General features: G+C 40.4%; 17 protein-coding genes. 16 read left to right on the top strand and 1 reads right to left on the bottom strand.

Annotated elements, in window-relative coordinates; translation table 11 throughout:
• The first annotated feature begins 30 nt into the window (after positions 1 to 30).
• The 16 genes from nadD (at position 31) to BuS5_RS09535 (ending at position 12,413) form a co-directional block, all read left to right on the top strand.
• Positions 31 to 708, top strand: a complete 678-nt coding sequence (gene nadD, locus BuS5_RS09610; protein ID WP_027353853.1) for a nicotinate-nucleotide adenylyltransferase — start codon at positions 31 to 33, stop codon at positions 706 to 708.
• On the top strand, positions 705 to 1,082 hold the full coding sequence (gene rsfS, locus BuS5_RS09605) for a ribosome silencing factor (RefSeq protein ID WP_035265337.1): 378 nt from the start codon (positions 705 to 707) through the stop codon (positions 1,080 to 1,082). Before nadD ends, rsfS begins: the two co-directional genes overlap by 4 nt.
• A gap of 161 nt (positions 1,083 to 1,243) precedes the next feature.
• A complete protein-coding gene (gene rdgC, locus BuS5_RS09600) occupies positions 1,244 to 1,852 on the top strand; it encodes a recombination-associated protein RdgC (protein ID WP_027353851.1) in 609 nt (202 codons plus the stop codon).
• 48 nt (positions 1,853 to 1,900) lie between these two features.
• Entirely contained in the window at positions 1,901 to 2,425 is a 525-nt protein-coding gene (locus BuS5_RS09595; RefSeq protein WP_027353850.1) for a hypothetical protein, read from the top strand.
• Complete coding sequence (locus BuS5_RS09590) at positions 2,410 to 3,552, top strand: ribonuclease D (RefSeq protein WP_035265342.1); 1,143 nt, start codon at positions 2,410 to 2,412, stop codon at positions 3,550 to 3,552. Before BuS5_RS09595 ends, BuS5_RS09590 begins: the two co-directional genes overlap by 16 nt.
• Positions 3,545 to 4,651 (top strand): aminofutalosine synthase MqnE, encoded by a 1,107-nt coding sequence (gene mqnE, locus BuS5_RS09585; protein ID WP_027353848.1) that lies wholly within the window; start codon positions 3,545 to 3,547, stop codon positions 4,649 to 4,651. The genes BuS5_RS09590 and mqnE overlap by 8 nt, the downstream gene beginning before the upstream one ends.
• Positions 4,641 to 5,705, top strand: coding sequence for a cyclic dehypoxanthinyl futalosine synthase (gene mqnC / locus BuS5_RS09580; protein WP_051374758.1), 1,065 nt, complete (start codon positions 4,641 to 4,643; stop codon positions 5,703 to 5,705). The genes mqnE and mqnC overlap by 11 nt, the downstream gene beginning before the upstream one ends.
• Positions 5,706 to 5,896: 191 nt before the next feature.
• Positions 5,897 to 6,178 (top strand): DUF4258 domain-containing protein, encoded by a 282-nt coding sequence (locus BuS5_RS09575; RefSeq protein WP_027353846.1) that lies wholly within the window; start codon positions 5,897 to 5,899, stop codon positions 6,176 to 6,178.
• Between the two features lie 8 nt (positions 6,179 to 6,186).
• Positions 6,187 to 6,414, top strand: coding sequence for a type II toxin-antitoxin system MqsA family antitoxin (locus BuS5_RS09570; protein ID WP_027353845.1), 228 nt, complete (start codon positions 6,187 to 6,189; stop codon positions 6,412 to 6,414).
• Between the two features lie 120 nt (positions 6,415 to 6,534).
• Positions 6,535 to 7,686, top strand: a complete 1,152-nt coding sequence (locus tag BuS5_RS09565; RefSeq protein WP_274428160.1) for an amidohydrolase family protein — start codon at positions 6,535 to 6,537, stop codon at positions 7,684 to 7,686.
• The gene (locus BuS5_RS09560; RefSeq protein ID WP_084445911.1) at positions 7,659 to 8,534 is read left to right on the top strand and encodes a menaquinone biosynthetic enzyme MqnA/MqnD family protein; all 876 of its coding nucleotides are present in this window, start codon (positions 7,659 to 7,661) and stop codon (positions 8,532 to 8,534) included. The genes BuS5_RS09565 and BuS5_RS09560 overlap by 28 nt, the downstream gene beginning before the upstream one ends.
• Before the next feature lie 71 nt (positions 8,535 to 8,605).
• Complete coding sequence (locus tag BuS5_RS09555) at positions 8,606 to 8,746, top strand: hypothetical protein (RefSeq protein WP_157487383.1); 141 nt, start codon at positions 8,606 to 8,608, stop codon at positions 8,744 to 8,746.
• A gap of 51 nt (positions 8,747 to 8,797) precedes the next feature.
• On the top strand, positions 8,798 to 9,907 hold the full coding sequence (locus BuS5_RS09550; protein WP_027353842.1) for a glycosyltransferase family 4 protein: 1,110 nt from the start codon (positions 8,798 to 8,800) through the stop codon (positions 9,905 to 9,907).
• A 45-nt stretch (positions 9,908 to 9,952) separates the two neighbouring features.
• Positions 9,953 to 10,849: a DUF6625 family protein gene (locus BuS5_RS09545; protein WP_027353841.1), complete on the top strand. Its 897-nt coding sequence runs from the start codon at positions 9,953 to 9,955 to the stop codon at positions 10,847 to 10,849.
• A 9-nt stretch (positions 10,850 to 10,858) separates the two neighbouring features.
• The gene (locus tag BuS5_RS09540) at positions 10,859 to 11,608 is read left to right on the top strand and encodes a lipopolysaccharide kinase InaA family protein (protein ID WP_027353840.1); all 750 of its coding nucleotides are present in this window, start codon (positions 10,859 to 10,861) and stop codon (positions 11,606 to 11,608) included.
• Position 11,609: 1 nt separating this feature from the next.
• Positions 11,610 to 12,413, top strand: coding sequence for a lipopolysaccharide kinase InaA family protein (locus BuS5_RS09535; protein WP_157487382.1), 804 nt, complete (start codon positions 11,610 to 11,612; stop codon positions 12,411 to 12,413).
• Between the two features lie 115 nt (positions 12,414 to 12,528).
• On the opposite strand, the gene BuS5_RS09530 is transcribed toward BuS5_RS09535, so the two are convergent.
• The gene (locus BuS5_RS09530; RefSeq protein ID WP_027353839.1) at positions 12,529 to 13,710 is read right to left on the bottom strand and encodes a glycosyltransferase; all 1,182 of its coding nucleotides are present in this window, start codon (positions 13,708 to 13,710) and stop codon (positions 12,529 to 12,531) included.
• Positions 13,711 to 13,715: the final 5 nt, after the last annotated feature.

Here is a 13,715-nt window from a genome sequence, read left to right as displayed (position 1 = left end):
GATTAACTCTGAACGGATAATATTATTTTCATGCGAATAGGTTTTTTTGGGGGCACATTTAATCCGATTCACCTTGGACATCTTAAAGCAATAAAAAAGGTTAAGGAAGAATTCCCTCTTGATAAAATATATATTATTCCTTCAGCCATGCCTCCGCACAAAGATCGAATAGATGTGCCCAATGCCGATGAACGGTATGAAATGGTTAGTCTTGCTGTTAAGAATGACTCTGCAATTAAAGAATTTGTTGAGATATCGGATGTGGAACTGAAACGTTCAGGGCCTTCATATACAATTGATACTGTTTTACATTACAAGTCGATTATGCCTGCGGATTACAGTTTTTATTTAATACTCGGCATGGATGCATTTCTTGAAGTAAATACCTGGAAATCATATATGGATTTTTTTGATATAATACCCTTTATTGTTATAACACGTCCCGAAGCTGGAAATCATAAAACAACTGATAAAGGTAGTGCTGTTGAAGAATTCCTGTTTAAGAAGATATCCGGTCAATACAGATATAACAGCAAGCTATGCGGATATATCCATGACAACAAAAAGACAATATTTGTTTTTGATGTATCACCGCTTGATATTTCCTCAACAATGATACGCAACTATGTCAGAGAAGGTAAAAAGATAAGTTCCCTGGTTCCGCCTGAGGTCGGCTCCTTTATAGAGAAAAAAGGATTATATTCATGACAATCGAATTTTCAAATCCTGCTCCTTTTCTTGATGCTTTTGTTAAGGCCGCTTTGGAGAGGAAAGCACTGAATCTTGTTGTTCTCGATATAAGCAGGCTAACCTCCATTGCCGACGCATTCATTATTTGCAGCGGACGTTCAAACAGACAAGTTGCGGCTATTGCTGAATTTATCCATTTTGAACTAAAAAAACAGGGTATTAAGCCCTTAAGTATAGAAGGGATACAGACAGGCCACTGGGTCGTGCTTGATTACGGGCACGTAATTATTCATGTTTTTCATCAGCCTGTGCGTAAATTTTACGATCTTGAAGGGCTATGGATTGATGCGGAGAAAATATTTACCGCAGACATGGCCGATATAAACAAATAAGGAAGCCAGTTTCAAAATGTTCAATTTTGTTCGAGGTCAAGAAAGGCAAAAATTTTAACCACAGGAATACATTAAGTATTTCGAGGATTAAAATTTTTGTCTTACGCAGAGATCGGGCAAAAGGTGGCGTTTTGAAATTGGCTTAAGGAATTAAGCGAATTATGAGTTTGTTATCTTCTACGGCATCCATTACACGTTACCGGGTAGATGGAAAAATAGAGAGTAATCTTTTAGAAACCATATATACTGGGTTAAAAGAACAGATGATCCCGGAAATTGAGGATGCTTCGGAAAAAGTGGTGGGATGGACTTCGTTTGACAATCCTTTTAACCCGAATTTTGAAGGTTCATCTTTCTCCATAGGGAATTATCTCATCTTTTCTTTGCGAATTGACAAAAAAACCATCCCACCCAAAATTATAAAAAAATATTATGAAATCGAGATGAATAAACGCCTTAAGGAATCAGGACGTGAATATTTGTCTCGTCAGGAACAAAAAATGGCAAAAGACCATGTAATTAATGTATTAGCGCTGCGGATTCCGGCTACGCCTAACATATATGATCTTGTATGGAATTATGAAGAATCTGTTTTATGGTTTTTTTCAAATCTCAAAGCTGCCAATGAAGAGTTGGAAGATCTTTTTTTTAAATCATTTAAGCTCAATATTATCAGACTCTTTCCCTATACAGTAGCACATTTTTCGGCCGGCCTTTCCGATTCGGAACTTGATTCTCTGAACCAGCTCCAGCCCGCTGGATTTTTTTAAAACCAAAGTTATTTTATCATCAGCCTTGTATTAAGACAGGAATAAATAATGCTTGATATTTCAATTGCTTATAATCGTTATAAATTTTTGGGAGATGAATTCCTGACCTGGTTATGGTTTATAATCGAAAAAGAACCGGAGAAAATTTCCTTCCCTGATAAAGAACCCGTATCCCTGGAAACAGGGAACAGGATTGTACTTGTTAAAAAAATAAATGATATTGACGAGAGTGTAACCATCAAGGGCGATGACGCCGGTCTCGAAGAAGGCATGCTGGCTTTGGGAAAAGGATCTGTTGTTACGGAACTTAACCTTTTATTAAAATCAAATAATCAAAAATGGCGGTTTAGCATAAAAGGGGAAAGCCTCAACATCAGCGGTATCAAAGTCCCCGAATCAGGCCCGGTAGAATCAAAAAAGGATGTTGAAGGCGCTGTGATGGAAAAAGCATATTTTTACGAAAGAATTTTTATCATACTTGACAACCTGTTTAAAAATTTTATCAAATTAAGGCTTTCCAGCGAATGGCATCACAGTGTACTTCCATTAATGAAAAAATGGATAAAGGAATAAAAATTAATTATCAATTTGTAAAAACCGCTTCGGATCTGGAACAGATTGCAAATCTTTTCAGCAATGAAAAAATTATCGGTGTAGACCTTGAAGCGGATTCTTTGCATCATTTTAAAGAAAAAGTATGCCTGATTCAAATTTCTTCGGACAAACAAAATGTTGTGATAGATCCTTTGCCGCTTCAGGATCTCTCCCCCTTAAAGCCTGTTTTTGCAAATTCCGCTATAAAAAAGGTTTTTCACGGAGCAGATTATGATATCCGTTCTTTGCACAGGGATTTTGGGATTAAGATCAACAACCTCTTTGATACTCAACTGGCCTGTATGTTTTTAGGGGTAAAGTCAACAGGCCTGGACGCAGTCCTGCAAACCAACTTTAATGTTTCACTGGATAAAAGATACCAGAAAAAAGACTGGTCAGTGCGACCGTTACCTCCGGAAATGATGGATTACGCTGCCCTGGATTCAGCTTATTTGCCTGCGTTAGCTTATGCTGTTGAAAAAAAACTCGCGGAAAAAGAACGACTTGCCTGGGTTTTTGAAGAATGTGAGTATTTAAGCAAGGTCAGGTTTGAGTCGAATAACGGAGCGCCGTTATATCTTAAGTTTAAAGGCGCCGGGCGGCTTGAGCCTGAATCATTAGTTGTGCTTGAGACGCTTCTGCAGTTACGGAAAAATATTGCTCAAAAAAAAGACCGGCCATTATTCAAAATATTCAGCAATAAATCGATTATCAGGATAACTTCTGAAAAGCCTTGTAATTTGCGTCAGTTAAAAGAAAGTGGACTTTTGAGTAAAAAACAGGTTCAAATGTACGGTAAAACCATTATCAATGCTGTGGTTGCGGCCCTGGAAATACCCGCTGCGAACCGGCCTGGTTATCCCAAAAAAAAAGTTCCTATGCAGGACATCGCAGTTCCACAAAAGATAAAAGCTTTGAAGGATTGGAGGGATAAAGTTTCTGCAAAACTGGGAATCGATCCCGGCATTTTAATCAGCAATGCTGTTATCCATGCAATAATAAAAGAAAAACCGGAAACGATAACCGACCTGAAAAAAATAGAATGTCTGAAAAACTGGAGAAGAAAAGAATTCGGAGAGGAGATATTATCAATATTAAATGCTTAACTCTTCTTTTTTAGATAACAGACTGGATAAAATCCAGGCAAAGATTGCAGCCGGACAGCGCCTTGATTTTAAGGACGGCCTGATTCTGTATGAGAGCCATGACCTTCCGGGCATAGGCCGGATTGCCGATTTTGTCAGGAGACAACAGCACGATAATGATACTTTTTTTGTATATAACCAGCACATCAATTATACCAATTTGTGTATAAACGGCTGCAAATTCTGTGCTTATTCCAGAGATGAAAAAGCCGGGGATTCATTTACCCTTAATATAAATGATGTAAACTTAAAGGTATTGGAACGGATGGATGAACCTGTACGCGAATTCCATATAGTCGGAGGACTTAACCCGGCTCTTCCTTTTAATTATTATATTGATTTAATAAAAAGTATTAAAGAACTGCGCCCTGACGCCACGATAAAGGCTTTTACTGCAGTAGAGATAGATTTTATAGCACAAACCTCCGGGCTTGCCCTTGATGAAACACTGGCAAGGCTTATCAAGGCAGGGCTCTCCATGATGCCGGGTGGAGGCGCTGAAATAATGAGCAGCAGGGTCAGGGAAAAACTTTTTCCTAAAAAAATTTCAGCCCAAAGATGGCTTGAAGTTATGGCGGCCGCCCACAAAGCAGGTATAACTTCCAATGCCACCATGCTGTACGGGCACATTGAAACCAACAAAGAACGCGTCAACCACCTTATACTATTAAGAGAACTTCAGGATCAGACAGGTGGATTTTCCGCTTTTATTCCCCTTGCTTTTCATCCGCAAAATACTCAATTGTCGCATTTACACAATACAACCGCTTGTGATGATCTTAAAAATATTGCCATAGCCCGCCTGATGCTGGATAATTTTGATCACATAAAAGCGTACTGGATCATGATCGGCGAGAAACTTGCCCAGGTTGCGCTCTCTTTCGGGGCGGATGATCTGGACGGAACCATTATTGAAGAAAAAATCACCCACATGGCCGGAGCAACCTCGGCCAAAGGGATGAGCAGGGAAGAAATGAAACGGATTATAAGCGCGGCAGGTTTTACACCTGTTGAAAGAGACTCATTCTATAATCCTGTCACGGAACTGGATGAAAACTAATCGGGTGCCGCTTAATCTAAAGAACCGAATAGATCCGGACACTGCCTTTGACCTGTTAAATAACACTCCTATATTAACCCTGGCGGAACTGGCAGACAGAAAAAGAAAAAAAATCCACCCGGATAATCTTGTCACCTTTGTAATTGACAGAAATATCAATTATACCAATGTATGCGTATCAGGATGCCTTTTTTGCGCCTTTTACAGGCCTGAAAATCATAAAGAAGCTTACGTACTTTCAAAAACCGTGCTTAAACAAAAAATAGAAGAGACCCTGGAACTGGGCGGCACCCAGATACTGCTCCAGGGAGGAATGCATCCCGGACTTGATCTCGATTTTTACCTCGACTTGCTACAGTATATAAAAGATAATTTTCCGATTCACATCCATGGCTTTTCGCCCCCTGAAATATGTTATATTGCAGAAAAATCTTCCCTTTCCATTGCAGATACATTAAAAAGGATGATCAAGGCCGGGCTGGATTCAATTCCGGGCGGGGGAGCCGAGATCCTGGTTGATCAAATAAGGGAAAAAATATCTCCCGGAAAATGCACAGCCGACCAATGGATAGATGTCATGCGCTCGGCTCATAAAATCGGCCTTAAAACAACGGCCACAATGATGTTCGGTCATATTGAGAAAAAAGAACATATTATCCGGCATCTGGTGCGGATACGCAATCTCCAGGATGAAACCGGCGGATTTACCGCATTTATCCCCTGGACATTTCAGCCGGACAATACCGCTATTAAGGTAAAAACTGCAACGGCCGCAGAATATTTAAAAGTGCTCGCAATAAGCCGTCTCTTCCTGGATAATATACCGAATATCCAGGCTTCATGGGTAACTCAGGGAGACAAAATAGCTCAACTGGCCCTTTTTTTTGGCGCAAACGATCTGGGCAGCACCATGATTGAAGAGAATGTTGTGGCTGCCGCGGGAATAAAATTCAGGCTGCCGAAAGAAGAAATGATCCGCCTTATAAAAAATGCGGGCTTTAAAGCAGCGCAAAGGGATTGCTTTTATAATATTATCAAACTTCTGACTGTTTGAGCATGTTTGCACCCATATCACGATATAGATTGTCACATAAATAATTTCACTGCGTTATCGGTCGTCGGAGTATGACAATACGCCTTCCTCCCTCTGGCCTTGTGCTAAATTTTAAAATAGGGTTATTATCTGACAATCTATAGATAAATTTAATGGTATGATTAAAAGAGTATATATCTGGCGAGGATGACATGTATGAACGCATTTTAAAACAAATGCGGGAAAGAATTCGTACCCGAAAGTACGTAATGACTTTTCATACGGAAGAAGAAATGGCTGATGATAATCTGTCCATTTTTGACATCGAACGTGTCGTTCTTACAGGTAAAATCGTTAAACGACAAAAAGACAAAAGTACCAAAGAATGGGAATACATTGTTGAAGGTAAAATCATTTCAACCAGTATGGCGGTTGTGGTTGGTAAATTGAGTATTACTGGTAAATTAGTGATTATCACCGTATACAAAATATGAGGTGGAAAATGATTTGTGATATTTGTGGAGAAAAAGGTGCTCAAATTCGTCATGTAACCCGAAGTTATGGCAAAGGTGTGGATTTGCTTATCATAGAGAATGTTCCTGTGGTCAGTTGCCATCATTGTGGGGAAAGCTATTTAACAGCAGAGACGTTGCACGAGATTGAACGTATTAAATTACACAGCCAAAGCTTCGCGAAAGAGCGACCAGTGCCGGTAGCAGCTTTCGGATAGCTCGTGCCACTCCATAATTTGCGCGAACCCTTATTGAGATGATATAAATTTAGTGTATAAGTGGTTGATTGCAAAAATAAAAATAACGTTTCAGTAAAACACAAAGCAGGTTGGATTGTAGTGGATTCAAAAACCATTTTTCGAAATGGTTTTTTGTATATGGAAAATGGGATTATTAAAGATGTCGGCTCCGGCCGCGGTCCCGGCGGCGTTAATATGATTGACCATGGGCCCGGCGCTATAATGCCTGCCCTTGTCAACACCCATACCCATCTTGAACTGACAGCATTGAAAGGAAAGGTTACACTCGATCAAGGATTGAGTTCATGGGTCAAAAGCCTTATTAAAGAACGTGAATCAGCAGGTGAGGCTTTACGAGACAGCGCGGCAGACGGAATAAGGGAAATTATTCAATCAGGCTGCGGGGTGGTGGGTGAGATATCAACTCTCGGCCTCACCTGGGAGGCCATGGCCGCGTCCAGTATCTACGGTATCTGGTTTAAAGAGTTCATAGGTAATATTACAAACGGCTCCCAGGATGAATTTGATGCGCATAAAAAAAATCATATTGATCAATCCCTGGCAATCCATGCGCCCCATACAACTTCAACGGAAATGATAATTGCTTTAAAAAAAATGACGATCCAAATGAACCTCCCTTTTTCGATTCACCTGGCGGAATCGGATGATGAACACTTCTTTATCACCACAGGGAAAGGAGCATGGGCTGATTTTCTGACGGAAAGGGATATAAAATTTTCTGAATGGGATCTCCCCGCCGCAACACCTGTGCAATACCTGGACAAACTATGCGTGCTGGATGAGCATACCATAGCCGTGCATCTACTCCATACTGATAAAAAGGATCTGGAAATACTTAAAAAAAACGGGGTTCAGGTATGCCTTTGCCCAAGAAGCAATCAAAATTTGCATCAAAGGCTGCCCGACATAGAAAGAATGCTGGCAGCCGGAATAAAACCATGCCTCGGCACAGACAGCCTTGCCAGCGCAGAGACACTTAGTATATTCGATGAAATGGCTTTTGTTTCAGAGTATTTTCCCCTGGTCGCTCCTGCTGATATTTTAGAAATGGCAACCTCCGCAGGAGCAAAAGCTCTTGCTCTTGGGAATCTGACCGGCTCTCTCCTGCCGGGCAAAAAAGGTATATTTACCTATGTCCCCTTTTGCGCCGCCGGCCGGGACGATCTTATCAATAAAATTGTCAATGCCGATTTCAATGGTTTATGCGATACTCTTTTACTTTCATCATGACGTATTCAACTCCAAATAATTCTTTAAAACCAAAGGTTAAAATAGGCCGTATCAGCTATGTAAATGTTGCGCCGGTATACTATCTGCTGAATGGCAGCCTGAAACCTGAATGGTGCGAAATTGTCAGCTCACCGCCGGCAGTATTAAACAACATGCTTTCCATGGGTGAAATAGATATAAGCCCTGTTTCTTCCGTTGCGTATGCACTACACCAAAACAACTGGCTGCTGCTTCCGGATCTTTCAATTTCCTGTCTGGGCAAGGTCATGAGTGTCTTGCTTGCCGGCAAACTCCCTTTTGAAGAACTCAATAATAGAAAAGTAATATTAACCGACGACTCCGCTTCAGCGGCAAAATTAATCAAGCTGCTCTTCCTTAAAAATAATATCCGACCTGTTTTTGAAAGTGTGACGATTCATAATCCGGCTGATATTGATCAAGACGCCGATGCGGCGCTTGTTATCGGCGACACAGCCCTTAACTGGGAATGGCAGACCATGTACGTGCATGTCAGAGACCTGGGTGAAATGTGGCAGACCTTAACCGGGCTGCCGTTTGTTTTCTCGGTATGGGCTGTAAGGAAAAAATTTGCTGAAGACCGGCCGGATGCAGTTTCAGAGGTTATAGATCTTTTACTTAACTCAAAAGAAAAAGGCCTGAAAAATATAGAAAAAATTATTATTGATACCTCAAACAAGCTTGCTCTTCACAAGGATATATGCAAAAAATATTTTAATGGATTATTCTATTCCCTTGATTCTTCCCAAATAAAAGGCCTCAATACTTTTTTTGAATACTTGCGTATGGAAAAAATTATTTCGGATCGAGTTAAATTGTCTTTTTTTTAATGCGCAGCCAAAAGATATATACCTCGCAAGACTACAAATTATATTTTCGCTTGCAAATAAGGGATATGATAATGAAATTACATCGAACATTAGCTAAAGCAGCCGGCTATGAGATGACAAAATATAGTAAACATCCAAGCTCAAAACAGTACAATTTTATCACCTCAGGGACATTACCCGATAAACCGGAAAAAAGATTTGTCTGTGGTTGAAATGGATTGCATGATGCTAAATAAATCAAGGCTCATACAGGACACTATAAAGTGAAAATAGCGTTCTGCCTTTTTAAGTATTTTCCATTCGGCGGCCTGGAACGTGACTGCCTGCAAATAGCCGAAGCCTGTTCCGCCCGTGGCCATAATGTCGATATATATACAATGGCCTGGAAGGGAGATCTTCCGGAAAACATAAAAGTTACCATAATTCCTGCGGCCGGTTTTACCAATCACAGGCAGCGTGAAAATTTCGTAAAAAACATAAAACCTTTTTTACAAAAAATAAACTATAACGCTATTGTGGGATTTAACAAAATGCCTTTTCTGGATCTTTATTACGCGGCCGACCCCTGTTACGCAGTCAAAGCCGCCGGTCGCAGCTTTTTGTATCGCATGACCGGGCGCTGCAAAAGTAATCTTGAAATGGAACAGGCTGTGTTCGGAAAAGATTCGCACACTCATATCCTTTCTATCTCACACCAGCAGCAAGATCTTTATATAAATTACTACGGAACGGATCAGGAACGCTTTCATACTCTCTCACCCGGAATTTCGAAAGATCGCATTATTACAGGAGAGATTGACGCAATCCGTCATCAAGTGAGAAAAGAATTCTCAATCGGTCATAATGAAAACATTCTTTTAATGGTCGGCAGCGGGTATAAACGGAAGGGTGTTGACAGATCTATCCTGGCGCTTGCAAGCTTGCCGCTTGATATTTATCACAAAACTTTTTTACTGGTAGCCGGCGAGGATAAAATAAAACCGTTCAAAAGACTGGCCGTGCAGGCAGGAGTTGCAGAAAGGGTTAATTTTCTGGGGGGGCGGAACGATATCCCCAAACTCCTTGTCGCATCGGATATTCTTCTTCATCCGGCTTATCATGAGAATACCGGCACGGTTCTGATCGAGGCGCTGGCGGTCGGCTTGCCGGTGATAGTAACAGAAGTTTGCGGATACAGCTTTCACATCAAAAACGCCGATGCAGGTAAAATTATACCATCTCCCTTTAAACAGGAGACCTTTAATAATATCCTGTTATCCATGTTAACCGCCGAAACAAAAGAGGATTGGAGGAATAACGGCAAACAATATGCAGCCGGTATGGATATATTCCGCATGCCTGAAAAAATTGCGGATATTATAGAAAAATTATAGCAGGGAAAGCCCTAATGGCTGGCCACACCCTGTGAACGAAAGGATATGAGTTATAAAAAAATTATCATGCTGATGCCTTATTTCGGCAAGTGGCCGGAATGGTTTAACCTTTATCTGGAATCATGCAAAAGGAACCCTACCATAGACTGGCTTTTTTTCACTGATTGTGCTGAACCTGAAAACAGATGCCCTAATGTTGCCTATGTTAAAACCGGTTTTGACGAATATCGACAGCTTATTTCATCCAGTTTAGAAATAAATTTTACAGGAGATCCTTATAAGCTTTGCGATATTAAACCTGCTTACGGAGTTATTAACGAGCAGTATTTATCAGGATACGACTATTATGGATGGGGCGATATAGATGTTATTTATGGCAATATCAGAAAATTCTACACGGACGATATCTTGAGATACAATATGATATCAACCCATTATAATAAGATCTCCGGTCATTTCTGCCTTTTCAAAAATACTGAAATGAATAAAAATGCATTCAAAAGGATAAAAGGCTGGCAAAACATGATGGAAAATCCGGTACATTTAAGTATAGACGAATCAAAGCTGTCCAAGATTTATCTAAGGCATAAAAGATATCCTCCTATACTGCGAAAACTGATGGGGGTATTCGACAAATATCAAAGATCATGCTGTTTTGAGGAAAGATACAGCACCATCTTTTCCAATATACCCTGGATTGACGGAACATTTAACTTTCCTGATGAATGGTACTGGCATGATGGGCGGCTTACGAACAACCTGGATCATGGCAAAGAATTTCTATACCTGCATTTCATGAACTGGAAGTCAGGAAAATGGCTGCCCAAAGAAAAACGTGGCACAAAAGCGTCATGGGAGGAGTTAGACAAGATCGTGCAATTCGATTATAAAAACACCTCCAGGGGCTGGAAGATCAACAAGTATGGATTTCATAAAATTTAATGTTGTATTATGAACAGCATGGTAAAAATAAATTGGCACAATAAAAAAGCGGAACAAAAATTTGCAAAAATTAGTTTAAAGGATTTTTCTGATTTTTGGGATCTTGAAAAAAATAAACCGGCAATGCAACTTAAGTCGATGCGTAAGCATATTGACAAAAAAACCAACGATATTAACCGTCAGATGACCAGGATTACTGTAAATGATGAAATATTTTATTTGAAACAGGCTCAGGGTGTTTCATACGAATCTATAATAAATGAATATGAAGCAGCAAGGCATATTCTGAATTTCGGCCTTCGAAGCGCTGATTTGGATATGCATGCTTTTGACGATCAGGCGAGGCGGGGTTTTCTTTTGTATGCCAATCTTAAAAATTTTTATTCGCTGAGCAATTTGATATCGCGCAACGCTCCGACAGAGGTTATTGATTTTTTTATGTCCCGGAGGCATGACTATTTTTTAAGGATATCCGGCATAATCCGCAAGGTTCATAAAGCAGGTTATTATTTCCCTGATTGGGTCGCATGGCATATTTTTATAAAAAAAGATAGTGATGAGATCGCCTTGATTGACCTTGAGAGGTTCCTGCCTCTGAAAAAATGGCCGTGGTATTTTAGAGTTCCGATTATATTTTATTTTAAACGCATAAAAGTATGGAAAAAACTGCTCTGTTCGCTGGAATCTGATCTTTTTCCCGGCACAGAGCTTAAGCAATATTTTTGTGAACAACGCAGGCATAAATTTTCAAATAATTGATATGAAATATTTTTTTGATCCTCAATGGAAAGGAGTATTTTTAAAGCAGGGCCTGGCAGATTTTGAGGCTTTATGGGGGCTTGATCTGGTTTCACTGGATACACCGAACATAGGGCGAAGTCGTGACGGATGGAGTTCTGTCTGCGCTATTAATTTAGAGCTGGATAATGGCGCATGTAAAAAACTGATAATAAAACGCCAGCAAAATCATAATTCGCGCACTCTTCTTCACCCATGTACAGGCATACCGACCTTTGAAAAAGAGATGATCAGCATTCTGCGTTATGACAGGCAAAATATCCCGGTTATGAAACCTGTATATTTTGCCAGGCGCAAAAAAAACGGTGTGCAGGCTATATTGATTACTGAATTTCTTGATGGATTTGTCTCCCTGGATAATCTTGTCAAAAGATGGAAACAGGCAGAATGGCCGCGCAATACAAAAAATAATTTAATAAAAGTTATTGCGAAATGCATAAGCAGGATGCATGCTAAAGGATTAATGCATAATTCCATGTATCCCAAGCATATTTTTATTAAGCGGAATGGGGATGATTTCCTGATAAGGTTGATAGACCTTGAAAAGAGCAAGCAGGGATTTTTTGCTTTAAACAGAGTGTGCAGGGATCTGGAATCTTTGCATCGCCGCGCAAAAGGATGGAGCGCTGCAGACCGTATCAGATTTCTTTATGCTTATTTTGATACGGACAGGCTGGATGGACGCGTAAAAAAAATATGCAAACGGATAATAAAAAAAACTCGCGCTAAAAATGATATACTCGCAAAAAGTAAAACCGATGGCTAAGTAAATCTTCATATACAAGGCATAGCGTTTAGCCATGCGTGAAGGCATACATGTAGCATGTCAAGCGTATGGCCAAACGCTATAACGCAGTATATGGAGACTTTTTACGACGCCATCAAAAATCATTTATCAATTGTAAATACTGCTCTACTATAAGACTAACTGAAAAATCGTCCGCCCGCGCAATCAGGACATTACGATCTGCCGGAGTATCAAGAGCTTGCAGAATTGCATCGGCCATGGCCTTATAATCGCCTACAGGTACAATTCGTCCGTATTTGCCTTTTTCAAGGATTTCTGAAGGACCGTGAGGGCAATCAGCGCTGACAACGGCACAACCTGTTGCAAGCGCTTCAACTAAAACAGAGCCTAATCCTTCCCAGACTGAAGACAGAACAAATACGGATGCCTTGGAAATACAGGCAAATGGATTATCCTGGAATCCCGGCATTATAAAATCATCAGCTACTTGTAATTGTTCGGCCAGTTGTTCAAGCTCCTTACGCAGCCTGCCTTCTCCCAGGATCATTAAGCGTAAGTTCCGTTTTGACCTTATTTTGGCAAAAGCCATGATAAGTGTCGAAAATTTTTTTTGCGGGACAAGACGACCGACTCCAATAATAACAGGCGGCTCTCCTTTTCGGAACCAGGGGTGATCGGGTTCCAGCCTTGCCATTTCCCGAAGTTCTTCAGTCACTATTGGATTGTATATTTTAACAATATTATCCGACTGAAGATTTGCTGTTTTTATTAAATCAGCTTTGACGCCATCTGAAATAGCAACAATTTTATTTGCCTTGGGATAAAAATAATTTATCAAAGGGAGCAGCCGCTTTTTTCTTGCCGGGACTGAATTAATTATTTTGCTGAGGGTGTTATGCTCAACAACTATGGTCTGTATCCTGCTTTTAATGCAAAAGCATGCACATAAAGCTGCTAGGTTACAATTGTGCAAGCCTGATATGATTGTATCCGGTTCTCTTTTCAGCAAATAATGTATCAAGCCCGGCAATAACCTAAGCATTCTGGCAGGATGAAAGGATAAGAGCTTAAAAAAAAGAGAAGGCCTGCTGTTCAGGATTGTCAACAGACCTCTCAATCTTGAACACTGCGGCAGAACAACCAATCGTACCGAATCAGGCACATATTTTAAGTATGGGCCTTCTTTTCGTGCCAGGAGCAGATCGACCTGCTGCCCTCGCTCCGCAAGCCCGGATGCAAGATTCAGCATAACACGTTCGGCCCCGCCACCTTTTAAAGAGGAGACAAAAACGGTTATTCTCTTTTTTTTGATCATTTGAT

The sequence above is a fragment of the Desulfosarcina sp. BuS5 genome, assembly GCF_028752835.1.
Classification (GTDB): domain Bacteria; phylum Desulfobacterota; class Desulfobacteria; order Desulfobacterales; family BuS5; genus BuS5.
This window is presented reverse-complemented; position numbering and strand designations above follow the sequence as displayed.

What these genes read in the sequence shown, in the direction of transcription:
- nadD (WP_027353853.1), top strand. Translation starts at nt 31, where the DNA reads ATGCGAATAGGTTTTTTTGGGGGCACATTTAATCCGATTCACCTTGGA.
- rsfS (WP_035265337.1), top strand. Translation starts at nt 705, where the DNA reads ATGACAATCGAATTTTCAAATCCTGCTCCTTTTCTTGATGCTTTTGTT.
- rdgC (WP_027353851.1), top strand. Translation starts at nt 1,244, where the DNA reads ATGAGTTTGTTATCTTCTACGGCATCCATTACACGTTACCGGGTAGAT.
- BuS5_RS09595 (WP_027353850.1), top strand. Translation starts at nt 1,901, where the DNA reads ATGCTTGATATTTCAATTGCTTATAATCGTTATAAATTTTTGGGAGAT.
- BuS5_RS09590 (WP_035265342.1), top strand. Translation starts at nt 2,410, where the DNA reads ATGGATAAAGGAATAAAAATTAATTATCAATTTGTAAAAACCGCTTCG.
- mqnE (WP_027353848.1), top strand. Translation starts at nt 3,545, where the DNA reads ATGCTTAACTCTTCTTTTTTAGATAACAGACTGGATAAAATCCAGGCA.
- mqnC (WP_051374758.1), top strand. Translation starts at nt 4,641, where the DNA reads ATGAAAACTAATCGGGTGCCGCTTAATCTAAAGAACCGAATAGATCCG.
- BuS5_RS09575 (WP_027353846.1), top strand. Translation starts at nt 5,897, where the DNA reads ATGTATGAACGCATTTTAAAACAAATGCGGGAAAGAATTCGTACCCGA.
- BuS5_RS09570 (WP_027353845.1), top strand. Translation starts at nt 6,187, where the DNA reads ATGATTTGTGATATTTGTGGAGAAAAAGGTGCTCAAATTCGTCATGTA.
- BuS5_RS09560 (WP_084445911.1), top strand. Translation starts at nt 7,659, where the DNA reads ATGCGATACTCTTTTACTTTCATCATGACGTATTCAACTCCAAATAAT.
- BuS5_RS09555 (WP_157487383.1), top strand. Translation starts at nt 8,606, where the DNA reads ATGAAATTACATCGAACATTAGCTAAAGCAGCCGGCTATGAGATGACA.
- BuS5_RS09545 (WP_027353841.1), top strand. Translation starts at nt 9,953, where the DNA reads ATGAGTTATAAAAAAATTATCATGCTGATGCCTTATTTCGGCAAGTGG.
- BuS5_RS09540 (WP_027353840.1), top strand. Translation starts at nt 10,859, where the DNA reads ATGAACAGCATGGTAAAAATAAATTGGCACAATAAAAAAGCGGAACAA.
- BuS5_RS09535 (WP_157487382.1), top strand. Translation starts at nt 11,610, where the DNA reads ATGAAATATTTTTTTGATCCTCAATGGAAAGGAGTATTTTTAAAGCAG.
- BuS5_RS09530 (WP_027353839.1), bottom strand. Translation starts at nt 13,710, where the DNA reads ATGATCAAAAAAAAGAGAATAACCGTTTTTGTCTCCTCTTTAAAAGGT.